Source organism: Streptomyces gossypii (genome assembly GCF_025165795.1).
In the GTDB taxonomy this organism is placed as follows: domain Bacteria; phylum Actinomycetota; class Actinomycetes; order Streptomycetales; family Streptomycetaceae; genus Streptomyces; species Streptomyces gossypii.
On record NZ_JAJAGO010000011.1, the window covers coordinates 255,161 to 273,918 of the forward strand.

General features: G+C 72.0%; 18 protein-coding genes and 2 pseudogenes. 8 read left to right on the plus strand and 12 right to left on the minus strand.

The annotated features are described in order from the left end of the window. Positions 1-519: a hypothetical protein gene (locus LHJ74_RS23695; protein ID WP_260220194.1), complete on the minus strand. Its 519-nt coding sequence runs from the start codon at positions 517-519 to the stop codon at positions 1-3. 316 nt (positions 520-835) lie between these two features. Here LHJ74_RS23695 and LHJ74_RS23700 point away from each other — a divergent pair, with 316 nt between their 5' ends. Next, positions 836-1,789, plus strand: coding sequence for a GlxA family transcriptional regulator (locus LHJ74_RS23700; protein ID WP_260220195.1), 954 nt, complete (start codon positions 836-838; stop codon positions 1,787-1,789). Positions 1,790-1,885: 96 nt separating this feature from the next. On the opposite strand, the gene LHJ74_RS23705 is transcribed toward LHJ74_RS23700, so the two are convergent. Beyond that, positions 1,886-2,464 carry a GNAT family N-acetyltransferase gene (locus LHJ74_RS23705; RefSeq protein ID WP_260220196.1) on the minus strand — a complete coding sequence of 193 codons (579 nt, stop codon included), beginning with the start codon at positions 2,462-2,464 and terminating at the stop codon, positions 1,886-1,888. Between the two features lie 241 nt (positions 2,465-2,705). Beyond that, positions 2,706-3,620, minus strand: a complete 915-nt coding sequence (locus LHJ74_RS23710; protein ID WP_260220197.1) for an alpha/beta fold hydrolase — start codon at positions 3,618-3,620, stop codon at positions 2,706-2,708. Positions 3,621-3,730: 110 nt separating this feature from the next. On the opposite strand from LHJ74_RS23710, the gene LHJ74_RS23715 reads away from it, so the two are divergent. Beyond that, positions 3,731-4,657, plus strand: a complete 927-nt coding sequence (locus tag LHJ74_RS23715) for a LysR family transcriptional regulator (protein WP_260220198.1) — start codon at positions 3,731-3,733, stop codon at positions 4,655-4,657. 56 nt (positions 4,658-4,713) lie between these two features. Here LHJ74_RS23715 and LHJ74_RS23720 read toward each other — a convergent pair. The 5 genes and pseudogenes from LHJ74_RS23720 to LHJ74_RS23740 all read right to left on the minus strand — a co-directional run. Next, positions 4,714-5,352, minus strand: a pseudogene (locus tag LHJ74_RS23720) (M15 family metallopeptidase); the annotation flags it as partial. 26 nt (positions 5,353-5,378) lie between these two features. Further along, positions 5,379-5,879, minus strand: a complete 501-nt coding sequence (locus tag LHJ74_RS23725) for a TIGR03618 family F420-dependent PPOX class oxidoreductase (RefSeq protein WP_260220199.1) — start codon at positions 5,877-5,879, stop codon at positions 5,379-5,381. Positions 5,880-5,935: 56 nt separating this feature from the next. After that, positions 5,936-7,501 (minus strand): DHA2 family efflux MFS transporter permease subunit, encoded by a 1,566-nt coding sequence (locus LHJ74_RS23730; protein WP_260220201.1) that lies wholly within the window; start codon positions 7,499-7,501, stop codon positions 5,936-5,938. An 89-nt stretch (positions 7,502-7,590) separates the two neighbouring features. Continuing rightward, the gene (locus LHJ74_RS23735) at positions 7,591-8,097 is read right to left on the minus strand and encodes a MarR family winged helix-turn-helix transcriptional regulator (RefSeq protein WP_260220202.1); all 507 of its coding nucleotides are present in this window, start codon (positions 8,095-8,097) and stop codon (positions 7,591-7,593) included. A gap of 50 nt (positions 8,098-8,147) precedes the next feature. After that, positions 8,148-9,740: an MFS transporter gene (locus tag LHJ74_RS23740; protein ID WP_260220203.1), complete on the minus strand. Its 1,593-nt coding sequence runs from the start codon at positions 9,738-9,740 to the stop codon at positions 8,148-8,150. Between the two features lie 178 nt (positions 9,741-9,918). On the opposite strand from LHJ74_RS23740, the gene LHJ74_RS23745 reads away from it, so the two are divergent. Then, positions 9,919-10,425: a MarR family winged helix-turn-helix transcriptional regulator gene (locus LHJ74_RS23745; RefSeq protein ID WP_260220204.1), complete on the plus strand. Its 507-nt coding sequence runs from the start codon at positions 9,919-9,921 to the stop codon at positions 10,423-10,425. Between the two features lie 43 nt (positions 10,426-10,468). Here the strand turns inward: LHJ74_RS23745 and LHJ74_RS23750 are convergent, their stop codons facing one another. Further along, entirely contained in the window at positions 10,469-11,437 is a 969-nt protein-coding gene (locus tag LHJ74_RS23750) for a helix-turn-helix transcriptional regulator (RefSeq protein WP_260220205.1), read from the minus strand. 107 nt (positions 11,438-11,544) lie between these two features. Between LHJ74_RS23750 and LHJ74_RS23755 the strand changes: the two genes are divergently transcribed. Then, positions 11,545-12,144, plus strand: coding sequence for a TIGR03086 family metal-binding protein (locus tag LHJ74_RS23755; protein WP_260220206.1), 600 nt, complete (start codon positions 11,545-11,547; stop codon positions 12,142-12,144). A gap of 36 nt (positions 12,145-12,180) precedes the next feature. Here the strand turns inward: LHJ74_RS23755 and LHJ74_RS34480 are convergent, their stop codons facing one another. Further along, positions 12,181-13,134: a Vgb family protein gene (locus LHJ74_RS34480; RefSeq protein ID WP_375546825.1), complete on the minus strand. Its 954-nt coding sequence runs from the start codon at positions 13,132-13,134 to the stop codon at positions 12,181-12,183. A 33-nt stretch (positions 13,135-13,167) separates the two neighbouring features. Next, positions 13,168-14,802: pseudogene (gene abc-f / locus LHJ74_RS34485) on the minus strand (ribosomal protection-like ABC-F family protein); the annotation flags it as partial. 102 nt (positions 14,803-14,904) lie between these two features. Here abc-f and LHJ74_RS23765 point away from each other — a divergent pair. The 3 genes from LHJ74_RS23765 (at position 14,905) to LHJ74_RS23775 (ending at position 17,263) form a co-directional block, all read left to right on the plus strand. Then, positions 14,905-15,555 carry a TetR/AcrR family transcriptional regulator gene (locus LHJ74_RS23765; RefSeq protein WP_260220208.1) on the plus strand — a complete coding sequence of 217 codons (651 nt, stop codon included), beginning with the start codon at positions 14,905-14,907 and terminating at the stop codon, positions 15,553-15,555. A 90-nt stretch (positions 15,556-15,645) separates the two neighbouring features. Then, a complete protein-coding gene (locus LHJ74_RS23770) occupies positions 15,646-16,224 on the plus strand; it encodes a hypothetical protein (RefSeq protein ID WP_260220209.1) in 579 nt (192 codons plus the stop codon). Between the two features lie 208 nt (positions 16,225-16,432). Further along, on the plus strand, positions 16,433-17,263 hold the full coding sequence (locus tag LHJ74_RS23775) for an NAD(P)H-binding protein (RefSeq protein ID WP_260220210.1): 831 nt from the start codon (positions 16,433-16,435) through the stop codon (positions 17,261-17,263). Positions 17,264-17,352: 89 nt separating this feature from the next. On the opposite strand, the gene LHJ74_RS23780 is transcribed toward LHJ74_RS23775, so the two are convergent. Then, entirely contained in the window at positions 17,353-17,856 is a 504-nt protein-coding gene (locus LHJ74_RS23780; protein WP_260220211.1) for a YfbM family protein, read from the minus strand. 200 nt (positions 17,857-18,056) lie between these two features. On the opposite strand from LHJ74_RS23780, the gene LHJ74_RS23785 reads away from it, so the two are divergent. Continuing rightward, a complete protein-coding gene (locus LHJ74_RS23785) occupies positions 18,057-18,671 on the plus strand; it encodes a TIGR03086 family metal-binding protein (protein WP_260220212.1) in 615 nt (204 codons plus the stop codon). The last annotated feature ends 87 nt before the right edge of the window (positions 18,672-18,758 follow it).

The window sequence follows — 18,758 nt, forward strand, 5'->3', positions numbered from 1 at the left end:
TCACGCTCCTGTGGTGGATCCGGGACGGACGATCATCAGCACGGTGACGGTCGCCCAGAGCAGGTTGAAGACACCCGTGTGCATGGCCAGCCGGGCAGCGCGTGCGCTCGCGGGGGCGGCGGGGGCCGTGACCTCACCGTCGAGCTCGGCGACTGCCGCCTCCTGACCGGGCAGCACGAACACCACCAGCACGGCGGCGGCCAGCGTGGTCAGCACGATCGAGGCGATGAGCCAGGCGTCGCCCAGCACGCCCAGGCTGCTCGCCGTCGCCAGCCCGAAGACGGGGACGACAACGCCGACGACGGCGTACACCCGGCAGATCCGGTGCAGCGTGCGGACGGCTGCGGCGGCTTCGGCTGGGGCACCGTCGACTGCGGCGCCGGCTGGAGCGTTGTCGGGAGCGCCAGCAGCCGGGTGGGACCGGCGCACGGCGGCCGGGAACATGCTCGCGGCGACGGCCACCGGGCCGATGGCGAGGATCGCCGCGAGGACATGTACCGACAGCAGAAACTTGGTCACGGACGGGTTCCCTCACGGTGCGATGCGGCGCGATGCGGCGCGGTTCGGTTCGGCAGAGGTCGGGGCGGCGGGCCCCTGTGTGGTCCCGCGCGGGAGTGAGCCCGACGCTAGCCATTCGCCGCTCCCACGAAGAGTGGCAGTGGTGCCACGCTTCAACGGATTCTCGCCAGCAGGCACCGAGGCGGTCTGCCACAGCTCGCACAGGGCCGCTGAGCTGCCCAGTCGCCCGCCGGGTGAAGCGATGACAACCACGTGCGACCGGCTTCTCGGTCTGTCCAGCCTTGGCGGATATCCGTTGGCTGCCTACGATGCAGCCATGCACAACGTGGCCGTACTCGCCCTGGACGGGGCAGTTCCGTTCGATCTGTCCACACCGGTCGACGTGTTCGGCTGGGCCAGGCTGCCGGACGGCCGGGGCGCCTACCGGGTGCGGGTGTGCGCACCCGCCGAAGAGGTCGACTGCGGCGTGTTCACCCTGCGTGCCCACTGGGGGCTGGAGGCGCTGGCCGAGGCGGACACCATCATCGTGCCGGGCTCGACCGATCCGCCGGAGAACATCCCGGTGGCGGTGCTCGACGCGCTGCGCCGCGCCGCGGCGGACGGCACCCGGATCGCGTCCATCTGCGTCGGCGCGTTCGTACTGGCCGAGAGCGGGCTGCTGGACGGCCTGCGGGCCACCACCCACTGGGCCGCCGCCGCCGCGCTGTCCGCCGCGTATCCGGCGGTGGAGGTCGACCCGGACGTGCTCTATGTGGACAACGGAAAGGTACTGACCTCGGCCGGGGCCGCCGCGGGGCTCGATCTCTGCCTGCACATGATCCGCCGCGACCACGGCTCCGCCGTCGCCGCCGACACCGCCCGCACCTCCGTGATGCCGCTGGAACGGGACGGCGGACAGGCCCAGTTCATCGTCCACGAGCCGCCCTCGCCCGACGGCGCGACGCTGGAGCCGCTGCTGCGCTGGCTGGAGGAGAACGCGCGGCGCGAGCTGACGGTCGAGGACATCGCCTCGCACGCGGGGCTGAGCCCCCGCACCCTCAACCGGCGGTTCCGCGAGCAGACCGGCACCACGCCGGTGCAGTGGCTCTACCGCTCGCGCGTCCGGAAGGCGCAGTACCTGCTGGAGACAACCGACCACACCGTCGAACGGATCGCCGCACAGGCAGGCTTCGGCTCCCCGACCGCCTTCCGCGAACGCTTCAGGGCCGTGCTCGGCACCAGCCCGCAGGCGTACCGCCGCGCTTTCCGGAGCGACGCGCGGACGGGTTGAGGCCGCTGACAGCCGGAGCGACCGGGCATGCCCTCGCCTTGACCGACGTGGCCGACGTGGCCGACGGCGGCAGGGCCGCCGCCGGTCACGTGACGCTCAGGACGTCGGCGGCTGTTCCTCCCGCGCAACCGGCGCAACCGGCTCAGCCTGCTCGGCCGCCTCCGCCCGTATCCGCGCCTGCGAGCGCGTGCCGAAGCGGGCCGTCGTACCGTCGCTGCTCCAGCGCTCCAACCCCGCCTTCTCCAGTACGCGCATGGAGGCCGGGTTGGCCAACTCCGCGCCCGCGCACACCGTGTGGACGCCCGGTGCGGTCAGGGCGAAGGCCACCATGGCGCGGGCGGCCTCGGTGGCGTAGCCACGGCCACGGCGGGACTCCGCCATGCCGTAGCCGAATTCGAGGGCGCCGTCCTGGGGCGGCCAGAACAGGCCGATGGCGCCGACCACCAGGCCGGTCTCCCGTTCGACGACCTGCCGATGGCCGTACTCGCCGAGCGCTTCCGGGTGTTCGGCGATGAAGCCCGCGATGGCGCGGTCGCCCTCGGCGGGGAAGTCCGCCGCCCAGTGCGCGCGACGGTGGCCGTCGACGACTGCCACTACCTCTTCGGTGGTCCACCGGCGCAGCGCGAGACGGTCGGTGAGCAGCTCGGTACCGCTGATCCTGTACGGAGAGAACACGTGAACTCCAGGTCGATCATTTCGATCAGTCGACCGGGTCACCGCCGCGACGTTCCGACGCAGCACACGGCGTCGTGACCCGGACAAGGGCATGCTGAAGGCGCTCGGGGCGAACCATGGCCTCATCCTCCTTGTCCGTCGGCAACCACGCGCTGCGCGCGCGACGCGCGGCTGCGCGCAGAGCGACCTTACCAAGCGGCACCCCGCACCGAGCGGAACCCCGCAGCGCCCGGCCCGCGCGTCAGCCTGCGGCCGTCCCGGTGAACTCGCGGACCGCGGCGAGGAATCCGGCCGGGTTCTCCTCCGCGATCCAGTGGGCGGTGCCCGGGACGATCAGGCCGGTGACGTCCTCGGCGACCTCCCGCATCATCTCCTCGATGAGTGCTCCGGACGTACTGACGGCGCCCCCGAGAGCCAGCACCGGCACGGTCAGCTTCCCGTTCCGCCGCAGGGCGGCGCGGTTGTCCTCGGCGTCCTGGTCGAAGGCGCGGTAGACCTCGAACCCGGCACGCATGGCACCGGGGGCGGAGTAGGCGGACACGTAGACGTCGAGGTCTGCCGCGCTGATCGCCGAGGGGTCGGAGTTGCGGGCGTTGAAGAACGACTGAAGGTACGGCCGTTCGCGTCCGGCGACCAGCATCTCCGCCACGTCGCGCGCACCGTGGAAGGCGAAGTGCCAGACCCGCGGGTCCGTACGCAAACGGTCGAAGACCTCGGTTCCGGGCAACGGCGCGTCCATCACGATGAGTTGGGACACCTCGTCCCGGTACTCCTGCGCGTAGGCGTAGGCGACCATCAGCCCGATGTCGTGCCCGGCGATCACCACCGGTTCCTCGATACCGAGGTGGGAGCGCAGCAGTCGGCGGATGTCCCCGGCCATGGTGCGCTTGTCGTAGCCGCCCGGCGGCCGCCAGGACTGCCCGGCGCCGCGGTAGTCGACGGCGATCACCCGGAATCCGCTGTCCGCCAGCGGTGTGATCACGCGGTGCCACTCCCACCAGGTCTGCGGGAATCCGTGCAGCAGCACGAGGGTGCGTCCGCCCTCCCCCGCCGTGACGTAGTGGAGGCGCAGGCCGGGCTCGATGTCCGCCATGCCGTGCGTCAGCCCGGCGGGGGTCTCGCTCGCCGTGCTAGGCGTCGCCGTCGTCATGCTCATCACTGCTCCGTGTCGCCCTTCGCGTGTCTTTCCGTACCGCCGTCCACGGTGCCGCAGGCGAAGCGACAGCACCAGCGAAAGATCCTGCACGCACCGTTAAGCTCTCCTGCATGCTTGATGTGCGACGGATGCAGGTGCTGCGGGCGGTGGTCACCAGCGGCTCGGTCACGGCGGCGGCGGCCGACCTCGGATACACGCCCTCGGCCGTCAGCCAGCAGGTGGCAGCCCTGGAGAAGGAGGCCGGAGCGGCGCTGCTGGAGCGGGTCGGCCGAGGCGTGCGGCCGACGGCGGCCGGGCGGCTGCTCACCGAGCACGCGGCGGGCATAGGCGAGCGTGTCGCCGAGGCGGAGGCGGCGCTGGCCGACCTGCTGGCCGGGCGCACCGGGCGGCTGTCGGTCCACTACTTCGCCACGGCGGGCGCCACCTTGGTCGCCCCCGCTCTGGCCCGGCTGCGGCGCACGCATCCGGGCGTACGGATCGAACTGCGGCTGAGCGACCCGGCGGACCCGCTGTCGGCCGTGAAGCAGGGCCGGGCGGATCTGGCCACCGTGGTACGGCCGCACGGGCGGCCCGCGCCGGGCGTCCGCCTCATCCACCTGCTCGATGATCCCTACCGCGCTGTGCTGCCCCGAGGGCACCGGCTCGCCGCGCGGGAGGTGATCGACCTGGCCGAACTGGCCGACGAGCCGTGGGTGGCCACCGAATGGCCTGCGGGGCCGTGCCTGGAGACCATCCTCGACGCCTGCGCGACCGCCGGGTTCACGCCGCACTTCGCGGTGCAGAGCGAGGACTGCACGACGGCCCTGGGGTTCGTCGCAGCCGGACTCGGCATCAGCCTGGTGCCGCGCGTCGCCCTGGGTCCGGCCGGAGACGCGGGCACCGGCAACCGGAATGGCACCGGCACCGGCGTCGTCGTACTGCCGGTCCGCGGCCCGGAGCCGCACCGGACGATCCACGCGGCCGTACGGGAAACCGCGCCGCCCCAGCCCGCGCTCCACACCCTGCTGAACGCCCTCCGCGAGACGGCGGCGCCCTGAGGGCTGTCCCGTGATCCCTGGCGGACGCGCTGCGCGTCACGCCTCGGCGCGCTCGCGGCCCCGTACAGCGCGTGGCCGGCGCCGGTGCTGAGCGCCCAGTAGCGGTCGCCGTAGGACCAGGGGCACCACTCGGTCGGGTAGTTGACCAGGCCCACGGCGGTGAGGGCCTTGGCGAGGAGCTGCCGGTTGGCCCGCGCCGCCGGGCCGATGCCTGGGGCGTCGGTGTAGCAGCCGCCCTCGCTCTCCTCGGGGCTGGCGTTCAGCCGCGTACCCATGTCGAGTTCCGCTCCCGCCTCGTCGGCGAGCGTCAGGTCGACGGCGGCGCCCGCGCTGTGCGGGGCGATCTCCGGCGGCGACACATAGCGGCTGGCGGCCTCCCGTACTTGCTCCGGCGGCCAGTCGGGGCGGGCGGAGCGCAGCGTGCCCTCGTACTGCTCGAAGTAGCGGCGCTGCAGGGCGGGCGGGCGGTGGCCTTCGACGAACAGCAGCCGCAGCCCGTCCGGCAGCAGTTCCTGCGCCTCCAGGAGCCGGGTCAGCACTCCTTCTCTCAGGTGCGCGAAGGCCCCCGCGTCGTCGCGCTTGCGCGGGTCGACGCGGAGGGACGCCTGGGAGCGGACATCGAGGAGGGGTTCGCCGCAGTCCACCACGGGTATGGCGGCGACCTTCGGGTCCGACATGAGGACGATCTCGTTCATGCCCCGAGCATGGCGCACAAACGGCCTCAAAGGCTGCCGGTGATGTCCAGAGCCGTTCCGTACAGGCGGGTCACCCGGATCCTGATCACCACGCGCCGCTCCGCCACGAGCTCTTCGAGGAAGGCCGTCTCCGCTTCCGGGCTGTCGAAGCCGGGTGTCTGGGCCAGCAGTTCCCGGCCGACCGCGTCGCCGGGGCGTGCCGTCTCCTCCGACACCTCGGCCTCGCCCTCGGCGACGGCGAACGACCAGACGTCCGGGCCCTGGACATGCAGGGCGGCATGCGGATCGTTGCGGAGCTGCCGCATCTTGAGGCGGTCCGCCGTGGAGGAGACGCGCACGAGGCGCTCCTCGGGGTCCCAGTGGTAGAGCACGGTGGACATGTGCGGGTGGCCGGTGCGGCGCACGCTCGCGAGGGTGCCGAACTGTTGTTCGCTCAGGAGGCTGGACAGCTCCTCCTCGCTGAGCACCCGGGGTGCTGGTCCGGCACCGGGCTTCTTCTCGTCGTCCGTGTGAGCGTTCGCGTTCATGAGGTGGAACCCTTCGGTGGTGGCGTGCTGACGGGCGGGGGGTGCGGGCGTGCTGCTCAGACGGCGTTGGCGGGTGCGGCCGGCTTCTCGGCAGCACCCGCTTCACCAAAACCGTCGGCACCGTCGGCCGCAGCCGTGGCCGGGTGGCCCGAGCCCGCGGTGGGCTGGCGCAGTACGAGGAGGGCGGCGGCGAACGCGGCGACCACCAAGCCCGCGCCGACCGCGAAGGCCAGTTGGTAGCCGCCGGTGAGCGCCTCGGCGCGGCTGTCACCTTCGGCGAGCAGGCTTTCCGTACGGGAGGCCGCCAGCGTGGACAGTACCGCGACGCCCAGCGCCCCGCCGATCTGCTGGGTGGTGTTGAAGAGTCCGGAGGCGAGCCCGGCGTCCTCCTCCCCCGCACCGGACATTCCGAGAGTGGTCAGGGCCGGAAGAGCCAGCCCGAAACCGCTGGCCAGCAGCATCACCGGCAGTACGTCGGTCACGTAGTCGGCGTCCGCGGGCAGCCTGCTGAGCAGCAGGAGTGCGCCGATCAGCAGCACCAGGCCCGCGAGCAGGACGTTGCGTTCACCGAAGCGGGCGTTGAGCCGGGCGGCGACGCCCAGTGACACCGCGCCGATGACGGCCGCCGCCGGGAGCATCGCCAGTCCGGTCCTGGCCGCGCTGTATTCGAGCACGTTCTGGAGGTAGAGGGCGATGAGGATGTTGAAGGCGAAGAGCGCGGAGACCAGCAGGATCTGCACCAGGTTGGCCCCCGAGACGCTGCGCGAACGGAAGATCCGCAGCGGCATGAGAGGCGTTCTCGCGGTGGCCTGGCGGGCGACGAAGCCGATGAGCAGCACGGCGGCGAGGGCTCCGTAGCCCAGGGTGTACGAGGAGATCCAGCCGTTCTCCTCGACCCTGACGACCGAGTAGATGCCCAGCATCAGCCCGGAGGTGACGAGCAGCGCGCCGAGGATGTCGGCTCCGGCGGTCAGTCCCACGCCCCGGTCGCCGGGCAGGACGGCGGTTGCGAGCGCGAGGGTCGCGAGCCCGATGGGCAGGTTGATGAAGAAGATCCAGTGCCAGTTGAGCGCATCGGTGAGCACCCCGCCGAGGACCTGTCCGATGGAGGCTCCGGCGGCTCCGGTGAAGCTGAAGACGGCGATGGCGCGAGCGCGTTCCTTGGGTTCGGTGAACAGCGTGACGAGGATGCCCAGGCTGACGGCGGCGGCCATCGCGCTGCCGATTCCCTGCAGGAAGCGGGCGGCGATCAGTACGGCCGGGGTGGTGGCGGCGCCTGCCAGCATCGAGGCGCCGGTGAACACCCCGGTGCCCGCGAGGAACATGCGTTTGCGGCCGATCAGGTCGCCGAGGCGTCCGGCCAGCAGGAGCAGGCTGCCGAAGGCGATCAGGTAGGCGTTGACGACCCAGCTCAGACCGGCGGGGGTGAACTCCAGGTCGTCCTGGATGGCGGGCATCGCCACGGCCACGATGCTGCCGTCGAGAATGATCATGAGCATCCCCGCGGCGAGCACCCCGAGCGCGAGACCGCGCCGCCGCGACGAGGCGGGCGAGTCCGCGGAAGCCGGCCCGTCCGGGTAGACGGGTGAGTCGGGTGAAGGCCGGGCGGAACGGGCGGACATGGGCTCTCCCCTGTCGAGATGCGGGATCAACAAGGGAGACCGTAGCAGATAGTTTTGTTGTAGACGATCCTCTTCGGATCTTCTTGTTGCTACTTCCCCGACTGCCGCGCCCTTCGGGCCGACTGCGGCTTCTCGGACGCGCAGGCCGGCACCGCCGGCGTCGACAGATCTCCGGAGGCCAGGTGCTCCAGCGCCCGCAGCAGGACGTCCGCCTCCTCCCCCGGCAGCCCGCCCAGTACCTCCCGATGCACCCCGTCCACGATCTGCTGGCTGCGTGCCGCGGTCCGCTCCCCCTCCTCGGTGACCGCGATGATCCGGGCGCGCCGGTCCTTGCTGGAGGGGCGGCGCTCCGCCAGACCCGCCTTCTCCAGGGCGTCGACGGTCACGACCATCGTTGTCTTGTCCATGTCGCCGAGCCCGGCGAGCTGGATCTGGGTGCGCTCCTCCTCCAAGGCGTGCACCAGCACACAGTGCATCCGTGCGGTGAGCCCGATCTCACCGAGCGCCGCCGCCATCCGGGTGCGCAGCACATGGCTGGTGTGGTCCAGCAGGAAGGACAGATCCGGTTGGGTGCGGGTACGAGCCATAGCGGTCATGCCTCCCAGCATACGGAAACCGGTCCGTCGCGGATTATCCTGCGGCGAACTCATTCTCGGGGACCGTCCTCCGCCCGGCCCTCCGTCCCGGCCCCCTGCCCGGTCTCGACACCGTTCGCGGGAGCGACGAAGAGTGTGGCCACGAGCGCCAGCACCAGCAGCCCCGCACAGACATAGCTGCACACCTCCAGCCCGTTGGTCATGGCCGCGCGCGCCGCGTCCGCCGCCGCGGCCGTACGCGGATCGGCCGCGAGTGCGGGGATCGCCGATCCGGCGCTGTCCGTCACGACCGCGCCGAACTGCTCGGCCTCGCGGGCGGTGAGCCCGCCACCGGCGAACCCGTCGCCCGTGAGACGCTCCCGCAGGCCGGAGGCGAGAGTGCTGAAGAACAGCGTGGTGAGCAGAGCGATGCCCAGTGCGGAACCCAGCTCGCGCGCCGCGCTCTGGACTCCCGATCCCTGCCCGGCACTCTCCGCCGGCACATCCACGAGGACGACATTGGTGACCTGTGCGGTGGCGAAGCCGACGCCGACGCCGTAGAGGAACAGCGCGAGCGCGATCGGCAACCAGGCGCTGTCGGTGGCAGCGACGAGTCCCAGCAGCACCAGACCCGCGGCCTCCAGCAGCAGACCGATCCGCACCTGCCCCAGCGCCGGGACGGAAGCGGTGATCGCGAAGCTCGCGCCGCTCGCGCAGAAACTGCCGACGGCGAGGGCGGCGAGCGCGAGCCCCGCCTCGAACGCGCTGTAACCGAGGGCGAACTGCAGCCAGAGCGGCAGCACCGCGATGATGCCGAACTCGCCGAGGCCGACGAGCAGCGTCACGACGTTGCCGTTGCGGAACGAGGGGATGGTGAACAGCCGTACGTCCATCAGCGGCCCGCCGCCGTTCCGGCCGAGCACCGCCTGCCGGCGCCAGAACACGCCCAGGGCGAGAACCGACGCGGCAAACGCGACGAGGGCGGGCGAGGGGCCGTCGCGCCACACGAACCCGCCGAGGTGCAGCGGCTCGGTCGTCCTCAGCCAGCCGTGGCTGCGCCCCTCGATCAGCGCGAACGCCAGAGCGCCGAGCCCCACGGCCGACAGGGCGCTGCCCAGGACGTCCACCCTCCCCGGCCTCCGGGGCGACGCGGGCAGCAGGACCAGCACGCCCGCCGCGATCACGGCGACCAGCGGAAGGTTGACGCCGAAGGCCCAGCGCCAGGAGAAGTCCGCGAGCCAGCCGCCCAGCAGCGGACCGAGGGCCGCGGCGGCGCCGATGGTCGACCCCCAGACGGCGAACGCCTGGCCCCGGGCGCGGCCCGTGAACGTCGCGTTCACCAGGGCCAGTGACGTGGGCAGGATCATCGCCCCGCCGATGCCCTGGAGGAACCGGGCGAGGATCAGCAGGCCCCCGTTCGGGGCCGCGGCGGCCAGCATGCTCGTCACGCCGAACACCAGCAGCCCGGCCAGGAACAGCCTGCGGGCTCCGTACAGGTCACTGAGGCGGCCGGCGAGCAGGAGCAGCGCGGCGAATACGAGCGCGTACGACTCCTGGATCCACTGGGCCTCGACCGAACCGATCGAGAGGTCCTCGATGACGGGGGCGAGGATCACGTTGACGATCGTGAGGTCCACGACGATCAGGGCCACGCCCAGGGACACGGCGACGAGGCCGAGCCACTGGCGCGGGGAAGGGGACGCCGCAGGGGCTGCGAGCCGCCCGGGCGCTGCGGATCGTGCGGCTCGTGCCGGTCGTGCGGGGTCCGTTGAGGCACTCAATGTAACTCCACTGTAGAGTATCTTTATCGTGAAGCTAGATTGCCCGGGATAGGTTGTCAAAATGAAGACCCCGGAGGCCCGCGACCCCGACGGCCTGGAGGCACAGCGCGACCGCCTCATGGACGGGCTGCGCGCGTTCGGCGCCAACTACACCGAGTTCACCCAGCGCTTCGCCGCCTGGCTGGGGCTCCACTCCACCGACGCCGCCGCCCTCACCGAGATCCTTTACGCCGAGGACCAGGGGTCACCCCTCTCCCCCGCTCGGCTGAGCGCACGCGTCTCCCTGTCGTCCGGTGCCACGACCGCCCTGCTGAACCGCCTCGAAGAGGCCGGGCACGTGGTCCGCACCCGCGAGCACAGCGACCGCAGGGTCGTGACACTGCGCAGCAGCCCCGAAATCCGGCCGCGCGCCATAGAGTTCTTCGGTCCGTACGCCGAGCGGATGGCGGCCGAGATGGCGCGGTACAGCCCGGAACAGCTCCGGAAGTTCGAGGACTTCCTCGGCCATCTCCGGGTCACCATGGACGAGTTGCTCTCGGACGAGTACCGGACACCCGGCGGCGGCTGACGCGCACCGGTCGGCCAGAAGTCCCGCACCGCGGGACCAAGGGCTACGGATGGTCCGGCGCCTCCGGCGGAGGCCCGTACGTCGCGGCGAGCTCCGCCGCCAGGACGGCCAGCCGCCGCCGGGCCTCGGGCGGCGCGAGGATCTCGACGCGCGCCCCCAGCCCGGCCAGCTGCGCCGCCAGGACCTCCGGCGACGGCCCGTCGACCGCGATCTCCATCCAGCCGTCGGCGAGTTCGCACACGATCCGCAGCCGCCCGCCGAAGAGCGTCTGCAGCACCATCTCCGCGCTCCGCTCCGCACGGGCCCGCACCGTCGCCGTGACCATGCGCTGCTGCATCGGCGCGGTGAGGGCACGCCATGCCTCGGCCAGGTCGAAACCCTCCGGCCGTACGACGGGTTCGCCGGTCGGCACCACGGAGAGGACCCGGCTGAGCCGGAAGGTCCGCAGCCCTCGCTCCGTACCCGCGACGAGATAGCGGACTCCCGCCTTGTCGGCCAGGCCGAAGGGGTGCACCGTACGCTCGCCGGCGGCCCGGCCGGGGTGTGCGTAGCCGAGCCGGATCTGCGTCCCGGCCAGCACCGCCCGCTGGAGCCCGTCGAGGTGCGGGCCGTCGGTCGCATGGTCGGAGCCCGACCAGTCCGTGCTGTCGGAGACCCCGGCGCGCGCGGCGGCCTCGGCGTCGGACCGGAACGTCGCGGGCAGCGCCCGCACCAGCTTGCGCAGCGCGGCCCGCAGCTCGGGCGTCGCCGGAGACCGCCCCGTGACGAGGAACAGCGCCCGGATCTCGCCCGCCGTGAGCCCGGTGAGATCCGTACGGGCCCCGCCGACCAGCGCCCAGCCGCCGCCCCGGCCGCGCTGCGAGTAGACCGGGACACCGGCGGTGGCCAGCGCCGCCAGGTCGCGGCGCGCGGTGCGTTCGGAGACCTCCAGCTCAGCGGCCACCTCCGCCGCGGTCACACGGCCCCTGGTCTGCAGGAACAGCAGCGTCGCCACCAGGCGGTCAGCTTTCATACCGCTCATTTCCCATGCCGGTGATTCTCTGCCGGTAATTCTCTGCCGGTGATTCTTTCCTGGGAAACTGGCCAGAAGGTGGCCGGTTACATCCCGAGGATGAGGCCATGACCGACACCGCGCACAGCGCAGAGACCGCACCCCTCGACCTCCGCACCGGCTTCGCCCGGGCCGTCGCCCTGTGCGGGCGCACGCTCGCCGCCGTCCGCCCCGAGCAGCTCGACGGCCCGACACCGTGTCCCGACTACACCGTCCGGCAGCTGTCCGGCCATCTCGTCGCCGTCATGCGCAGGGTGTCCGTGATCGGGCGCGACGGTGACCTCTTCACCGTGCCGGACGTCGCGGACGAGCTCGCCGACGACGAGTACCCCCTCGCGTGGGAAGCCGCCGCCCACGAGGCCGAGGAGGTGTGGTCGGCACCCGCCGTCCTGGACCGTCCGCACCGCGGGCCGGCCGGCGAGATGCCCGGTACGGTCCTGCTCGGCGTCTACACCACCGAATTCACCCTGCACACCTGGGACCTCGCGAAGGCGACCGGCCAGATCCCGTCCTGGGACCAGGAGGTGCTCGGCTCCCTGGTGCGGAAAATGAAGCTGATTCCGGCCGAACCACGGGGCGGCCGGGTGCCGTTCGGCCCGGTGGTGGCCGTCCCGGCGGACGCCTCGGACATCGACAAGGTGGTGGCCTGGCACGGACGGCAACCGTGACCGCCCCCACGTGAAGTCCCGCCCCGTGCACGCCCGTCACCGTGCCAGCCGGGCGACGTGGCCGGTCTCCAGGGCGGCGTAGAGAGCACCGTCCGGACCGACCGCGATGCCGTGCGGTTCGGAGGCCGGGGCGGGCAGTTCGTACCCCTCGATGTGCCCGGCGGGGGTGACCGACGCGATGCGGTTGGCACCCCACTCGGTGAACCAGCAGGCACCCTCCGGGCCTGCGACGATGGCGTGCGGCCTGGACGTACGGTCGGGCAGCGGGAATTCGTCGACACGGCCGTCGGCGGCGCTGATGCGTGCCACCTGCCCGGCGCCGATCTCGACGCACCACAGCGCGCCGTCCCCGCCGCAGGCGATGCCCACGGGTGCGGCCCCCTCCGTGGGCAGAGAATGCAGCGTGACCTCACCGTCGAGAGTGATCCGGCCGACCGCGTCCGCCTGGTTCAGGGTGAACCACAGGGCGCCGTCCGGGCCATTGGTGATCATCGACGGGAAGGCGCCGCTGACGGGCAGCGGGAACTCCCTCACCTCACCGTCCGTCGTGATGCGGCCGATGCGGTCGGCGTACAGCTGCGTGAACCACAGCGCACCGTCGGGGGCGGTCACGATGCCGAACGGGCCGCAGTCCGGGGTGGGGAGCGGGTACGAGCTTGCCTTTCCGTCCGTCGTGATGCGGCCGATCCGGTGATCCTGGCTGCGGGTGAACCACAGGGCGCCGTCCGGGCCCGGCGTGATGATCGTCGGGCCGCAGGCGGGGACGTCGAGCGCGAACCGGTCGACCCGTCCGCCCGGTTGGGAATCCGCCTGGCCGTCGACGGTGAGGCGGGCGACCTCGCCGCTGTGCACGAGCGTGATCCACAGCGCGCCGTCGGGGCCCGCGGTGAGCGCGTACGGACCAGCCGCCGCGTCGGCGACGGGAATGTGGGTGACCGGACCGGCCGCGCTGCCGGGGTCTGCGGGCCGGCGGGGGGTGCCTGCGGTCATCGGGGATGCCTCCTTGCGGGATTGCGGGGCGGGTAGCGCCAGGTGGGTGCCCTGCCATCGTTGGCGCAGTCTGCGGTCATGGCTGGCGACGACGAGCGTGCCGTCGAACTCCGCGAGCGCCGCCTCCAGGTCCTCGACGAGAGCGATCGAGACATGGTTCGTCGGCTCGTCCAGCAGCAGGATGTCGACCGGTTGGCTGAGCAGCCGCGCCAGTGCGAGCCGCTGCCGCTGCCCGGTGGAGAGCTTCCCGACCGGCATGGCGAGCCGCTCGGGCGCGAACAGGCCCAGGGACAGCAGCCGTTCGGCGTGCTCGTCCGCGGAGGCAGGCCCCTTCCGGCCGCGGGCGAAAGCCTCCAGCAGGGTGTCGTGCGGCCGTTCGACCGGGGTCTCCTGGGGCAGGTAGCCGATTCGGCCGCGCCGGGAGATCTGACCGCCGTCGGGGGCCAGATCACCGGCAAGCACACGCAACAGGGTGCTCTTGCCCGCCCCGTTGGGCCCCGTGATCAGCAGCCGGTCGCCCGCCGCCAGGGTCAGACTCACCGGTGCCAGACGGTCGTCGACCTCGATGCCGACCGCATCGAGGGTGCTGCGGCTGCTGCCCGTGCCGCCCTCCTGCGGAGGGGGCCCGGCCCGCAACGACGGGGTGAAGCGCAGTGGTTCGGGCGGGGCCGGTACCGGATCGGCCAGCAGGCGGCGCAGCCGTTCCTCCGCGTTGCGCACCCGGCTGGCCAGGGACTGCTGCACCCGGCCCCCGGCCCGGTCGAACGCCATCTTGTTGCCGTCCTTGATCGGCCGCCCCGGCGCAACCCGCCGGGCGGTGGTCGCGACGGCCTCGCGGAGCCGTACAGTATCGGCCGTCCACTGGTCGTGCGCCTGGATCCAGCGCCGGCGGGCGGCCGACTTCTCGGCGAGAAAGCCCGCGTAGCCGTTGCCGTACCGCGCCAGACTGCGGCGGTCGGCGTCCACCTCCAGCAGGCTGGTCGCGGTGCGCTCCAGGAAGACCCGGTCGTGGGAGACGGCGACGGTGGTCCCGCGCCGGGTGCGCAGATGGTCCTCCAGCCAGGTCAGCGCATTGTCGTCCAGGTGGTTCGTCGGCTCGTCCAGCAGCAGCACCTCAGGCCCGGACGAGAGCAGGGAGGCAAGGCGCAGCCGGACCTGTTCGCCGCCGGAGAGGGCGCCCACCGTACGGTCACGGCGCAGCCGGGACAGGCCGAGGCCGTGCAGTGCGCGCTCGACGCGGGCTTCGGCGTCGTAGCCGCCGCGGAGTTCGAAGACCGTCATCAGGTCGCCGTACGCGCTGAGGCTCGCGCTGTCGCCCGAGGCCATGGCTGCCTCCAGGCGGCGCATGCGGCTCTCGATGGCGCGCAGTCCGCTCAGCGCGCGGTCGATGATGTCTTGCACGGTCAGGTGCGGCGGCAGCGGCTCGTCCTGCGCGAGGTAGCCGATGCCGCCCTCGGCGCTGCGGACGATCTCGCCGTCGTCGGGCTGTTCCCGCCCGGCGAGGAGGCGCAGCAGTGTGGTCTTGCCGGAGCCGTTCTCCCCGATGATCCCGGTGCGTTCGCCCGGACCGATCGAGCAGGTGACTCCGTCGAGGACGATTCGGCCGTTATACGCCTTGGTGACGGCGCGTGCGGTGAGTTGAGCAGGCAAGTGGACGCTCCGGAGCATTCGGGGAGGAGGCGACCGCCGAGGGCCGCGGGACCGGGTGAATGCTGCGGAAGAGCATCATGGACTCCACTAGTGCGACAATAATTGCGTTAATATGTTGCCATGGCAACGCCCCCGAGGTCAACGGCATTCCCGGCGGAGCAGCCCCAGCCCGCCCGCAGGCCGGGAGGCCGCAGCGCCCGCATCCGCGCCCAGGTGCTCGACGCCGTGCGCGCACAGCTCGTGGAGCACGGGTACGACGAACTGACCGTCGACGCCGTCGCCGCCCGCGCGGGCGTGCACCGTACGACCGTCTACCGGCGGTGGCGCGAGGTCGGCGGGCTGCTCGCGGACGTCCTCGACGCGGCGGCCGACGACGACTGGCAGCCCCCCGACACCGGCTCCCTGGCAGGTGACCTCACCGCGATGAACCGCGAGGTCCACACGGCCCTCACCACCGGCCCACCGCTCACCACGGCCCTGATCGCCGCCTCCTTCCGCTCCGCCGAGGCCGCAGACGCGCTCGGCAGGTTCTGGGAGGACCGGTACGGACGCTGCGAGGCCGTCGTCAGCCGTGCGACACGACGCGGCGAGATCCCGGAGCACACGGACGCGCGACGGCTGCTCATCGCCGCCACCGCACCGCTCTTCCACCAACTGCTGCTGCTCCGCACCGCACCGGACCTGCCACTCGCCGAACAGACCGCCCGCGACGCGGCGTCGGCCGCAGCGGTGGGTACTTACGCGGGACCGCCGACTAGCTCTCCAGGCTGATCATGGCCCGCCCCCGCGTCATTCCGGCGGCGTATGCGCTCAAGCCCGGAGGCTGACGACCAGCGACTTCCGGGCGAGAAGGCTGAGGGCATGGCCACACCCACACCCCCGCCTCCCACTCCCACCACCGCCCCCGTGGGCACCGAGCACCCCGTACCGAGACGGGCGGAGATCACCGCCCACCTGATCCCTCTGATCCTGCTGCCCCAGTGCCTGTGGCGGCTGCCGTTCGCCGTCGGCTTCGACATGGGAATGGAGGACATGGACGGGGGCATGCCGGCGGTGTGGCTGGCCATCCCCTACGTCCTCGGGCTGAGTCTGGTCACGGAGGCCCTGGCGCTGCTCTGTTTCGGCCTGGTCCGGCGATGGGGTGAGGTCGTCCCCTCGTGGGTGCCGGTCATCGGCGACCGGCACATCCCGCCGTACGCGGCGATCGTCCCCGCGACGCTCGGCGGTCTGGGTGCCACCGCCTTCTGGGCGCCGACATGGGTCTCCTGGTTCGGCGTCGGATCCAGCGCCGGCTACGACAACGGCTGGTGGGATGCGCTGGCCACGGCGTGCATCACCCCGGGGACGCTGTTCGGGCCGCTGGTGCTGGCGCTCACCTACGCCTACTGGGTACGCCGCTGCCGCCCCGCCGGGCGCTCCCTGAACACCCTGACACCCTGACACCCGATCATCATCTTGCGCCCGCGCCCACCTCACCGGGCATGTGCGCCCCATCGCGGACGGCACCGTGCAGCCGGCGATCAAGCGGCTGGCGGCGACACCGCATTCGCACACGGATGTTTGACTTGAACCGCACTTGAAGAAATAGCTTCGCAGTGCCGCCGCAGAGGACGGCAACAGCACGCAGCACGGGCGAAGGGGAACCACCATGACGATTCTTGTGGCCGGAGCGACCGGTAACGTCGGCCGCCAACTGGTCGGTCAGCTCGCTCGGGCCGGTCAGCCGGTACGGGCCCTGACCCGCGACCCGGAGAGGGCGGACCTGCCAGACGGGGTGCAGCCGGTTTCCGGCGACCTGACCAGGCCCGACTCCCTGCGGCAGGCACTCGACGGTGCCACCGCCCTGCACCTGCTGACCTATTCGGACAGCACTCCGCTGGAGACCGGCCCCGAGATAGTGAAGCTCGCCGTCGAAGCCGGGGTCCGGCGGGCAACGGTGCTGTGGGGCGGCATGAAGGGCCCGGTAGAGCACGCCGTGATGGCGGCGGACTGGGAGTGGACGATTTTGGAACCGGTCGAGTTCATGTCGAACGCACTGGAGTGGGTGAACTCCGTCCGCGAGGAGGGCGTCATCCGGGAGGCTTTCCCGGAGGTACTGAGCGCCGCCGTCCACGAGGCGGACATCGCCGCCGTGGCCGCGACCGCACTGGTGGAGGGCGGCCACGGCGGGAAGTCGTACAACCTCACCGGTCCCGAGGCGCTGACGATGTACGACAAGGCCCGCATCATCAGCGCGGCGACCGGCCACGACATCGAGCTCGTCCAGCTCACCAGGGAGCAGGCGAACCAGCGGCTGCGGGACAGGGACGTGCCCGAGGACGTCATCGACTACGTCGTCGGCTGGCACGCGAATCCGCCGGCGTCGGCATACACGGTGGACCCGACCGTCGAGCAGATCACCGGACGGCCCGCGCGCACCTATGCCGAATGGGTAGCGGAACACGCGGACGCCTTCCGACTGCCGGGCGTGGGCGAGTAACACCTACGGCGCGCGGGCGGCCGGGAGTGCGGGACACCCGTGGTGTCCCCCGCCTCCCGGCGCCTGCTCCGCTCCGCTCCGGGCTCCGGCTAGTCCAGCCAGATCAGCATCGCCTCTCCGTCCCGGGCCGCCGCCGCGAAGAACGGCGTCAGCGACTCGTAGTACTCCCGTACGTAATCCAGGGACTCGCCCCGCTCCCAGATGATGCTCGGATACACGTCCGCCCTGGCCAGCTCCTCCGGGGCCACACCTTCGACGAGGCTGGCGCCGGACACCTCCGCGAACGCCTCGGCGGCCACCTTGACCCGCTCCGGCGTGAGGTAGCGGGGCGGCCCGTAACCCCAGTCCTCGGCACCGGGAATCACCTCCTCCCCATGCACCACGTCGACGGGGAACGCCACCCGGCGCAGCAGGAACCCCAGGGCGTCCCACGCCTTGTCGGTGTCCAGGAAGCGCGCCTCGGACGGATCCGACTGCTCGTCCGCCTCCCCGTCGATCAGCTCCTCGACAAAGCCCAGCGCCCACTCCGGATCGTTGATGGCCCGGTCCAACTCGGCCGAGGTCACTCGCGCGTACTCTCCGATCATGCTCATGGGCCGGATGCTATGGGCGACCACTGACAACGGCGCACTTCCCCGCTCTCCGTCGGCGGACGGGGCGGGCGATGATTTCCGGCACGCCCGACCGTCTGCATGTCGAGACTCCGTGCGCCGCCCGGGTTCCAAGCACCGCCCGGCAGCGCACGAAGCGCCCATGAGACGCACGAACCTCTGAGAAGAACGGCAGGCACGCCATGACTGAGCTGCCCGATCTGGAGCCGACCGCCCGGCGGGTGACCCGGCTGCTGGACAACATCACCGACGACCAGTTGTCGGCACCCACCCCCTGCGCGGATTACGCGGTGCGGGATCTGCTGAGCCACCTGATCGGCCTGACCATCGCCTTCCGCGACGCGGCCTCGAAGACGCTGGGCCCGACGACCGCGACCTCACCGGACGGCCCGCCGCCGGAGCTGCCGGCAGACTGGCGAACCCAGCTTCCCCGGCACCTTGAGGAGGTCGCCGCCGCCTGGCGCAGCCCCGCGGCCTGGGAGGGAATGACCCAGGCAGGCGGAGTCACGCTGCCCGGCGAGGCGGCTGGCCGCGTCGCGCTCAACGAGATCATGCTGCACGGCTGGGACCTCGCGCGGGCAACCCGGCAGGAGTACGAGGGAGACGAGCCGAGCGTGCGCGAGCTGATCGCCTTCCTGACCCCGGCGGCTTCCGCCGAGTCAGCCGGCGAAGCCGAGGAACCGGACGCCCCCGCTGACCTGTTCGGCCCCCCGGTCGACGTCCCGGCAGACGCCCCGCCCCTCGACCGCCTCCTCGGCCTGGCAGGCCGAAACCCCCACTGGCAGGCCCCGCGGTAACGCGGGCGGGCGGTCTCCCAGCCCTCTTCGTCGAAACCGCTCCCAGGGCTCGTACCGCGGCACCCCCAGGATTCCGAAGACGGGGGT

Coding starts and splice junctions, on each gene's coding strand:
- LHJ74_RS23780 (WP_260220211.1), bottom strand. CDS start 17,856: ATGAGCATGATCGGAGAGTACGCGCGAGTGACCTCGGCCGAGTTGGAC.
- LHJ74_RS34480 (WP_375546825.1), bottom strand. CDS start 13,134: ATGACCGCAGGCACCCCCCGCCGGCCCGCAGACCCCGGCAGCGCGGCC.
- LHJ74_RS23715 (WP_260220198.1), top strand. CDS start 3,731: ATGCTTGATGTGCGACGGATGCAGGTGCTGCGGGCGGTGGTCACCAGC.
- LHJ74_RS23745 (WP_260220204.1), top strand. CDS start 9,919: ATGAAGACCCCGGAGGCCCGCGACCCCGACGGCCTGGAGGCACAGCGC.
- LHJ74_RS23750 (WP_260220205.1), bottom strand. CDS start 11,437: ATGAAAGCTGACCGCCTGGTGGCGACGCTGCTGTTCCTGCAGACCAGG.
- LHJ74_RS23725 (WP_260220199.1), bottom strand. CDS start 5,879: ATGAACGCGAACGCTCACACGGACGACGAGAAGAAGCCCGGTGCCGGA.
- LHJ74_RS23785 (WP_260220212.1), top strand. CDS start 18,057: ATGACTGAGCTGCCCGATCTGGAGCCGACCGCCCGGCGGGTGACCCGG.
- LHJ74_RS23770 (WP_260220209.1), top strand. CDS start 15,646: ATGGCCACACCCACACCCCCGCCTCCCACTCCCACCACCGCCCCCGTG.
- LHJ74_RS23735 (WP_260220202.1), bottom strand. CDS start 8,097: ATGACCGCTATGGCTCGTACCCGCACCCAACCGGATCTGTCCTTCCTG.
- LHJ74_RS23710 (WP_260220197.1), bottom strand. CDS start 3,620: ATGAGCATGACGACGGCGACGCCTAGCACGGCGAGCGAGACCCCCGCC.
- LHJ74_RS23765 (WP_260220208.1), top strand. CDS start 14,905: ATGGCAACGCCCCCGAGGTCAACGGCATTCCCGGCGGAGCAGCCCCAG.
- LHJ74_RS23730 (WP_260220201.1), bottom strand. CDS start 7,501: ATGTCCGCCCGTTCCGCCCGGCCTTCACCCGACTCACCCGTCTACCCG.
- LHJ74_RS23775 (WP_260220210.1), top strand. CDS start 16,433: ATGACGATTCTTGTGGCCGGAGCGACCGGTAACGTCGGCCGCCAACTG.
- LHJ74_RS23755 (WP_260220206.1), top strand. CDS start 11,545: ATGACCGACACCGCGCACAGCGCAGAGACCGCACCCCTCGACCTCCGC.
- LHJ74_RS23700 (WP_260220195.1), top strand. CDS start 836: ATGCACAACGTGGCCGTACTCGCCCTGGACGGGGCAGTTCCGTTCGAT.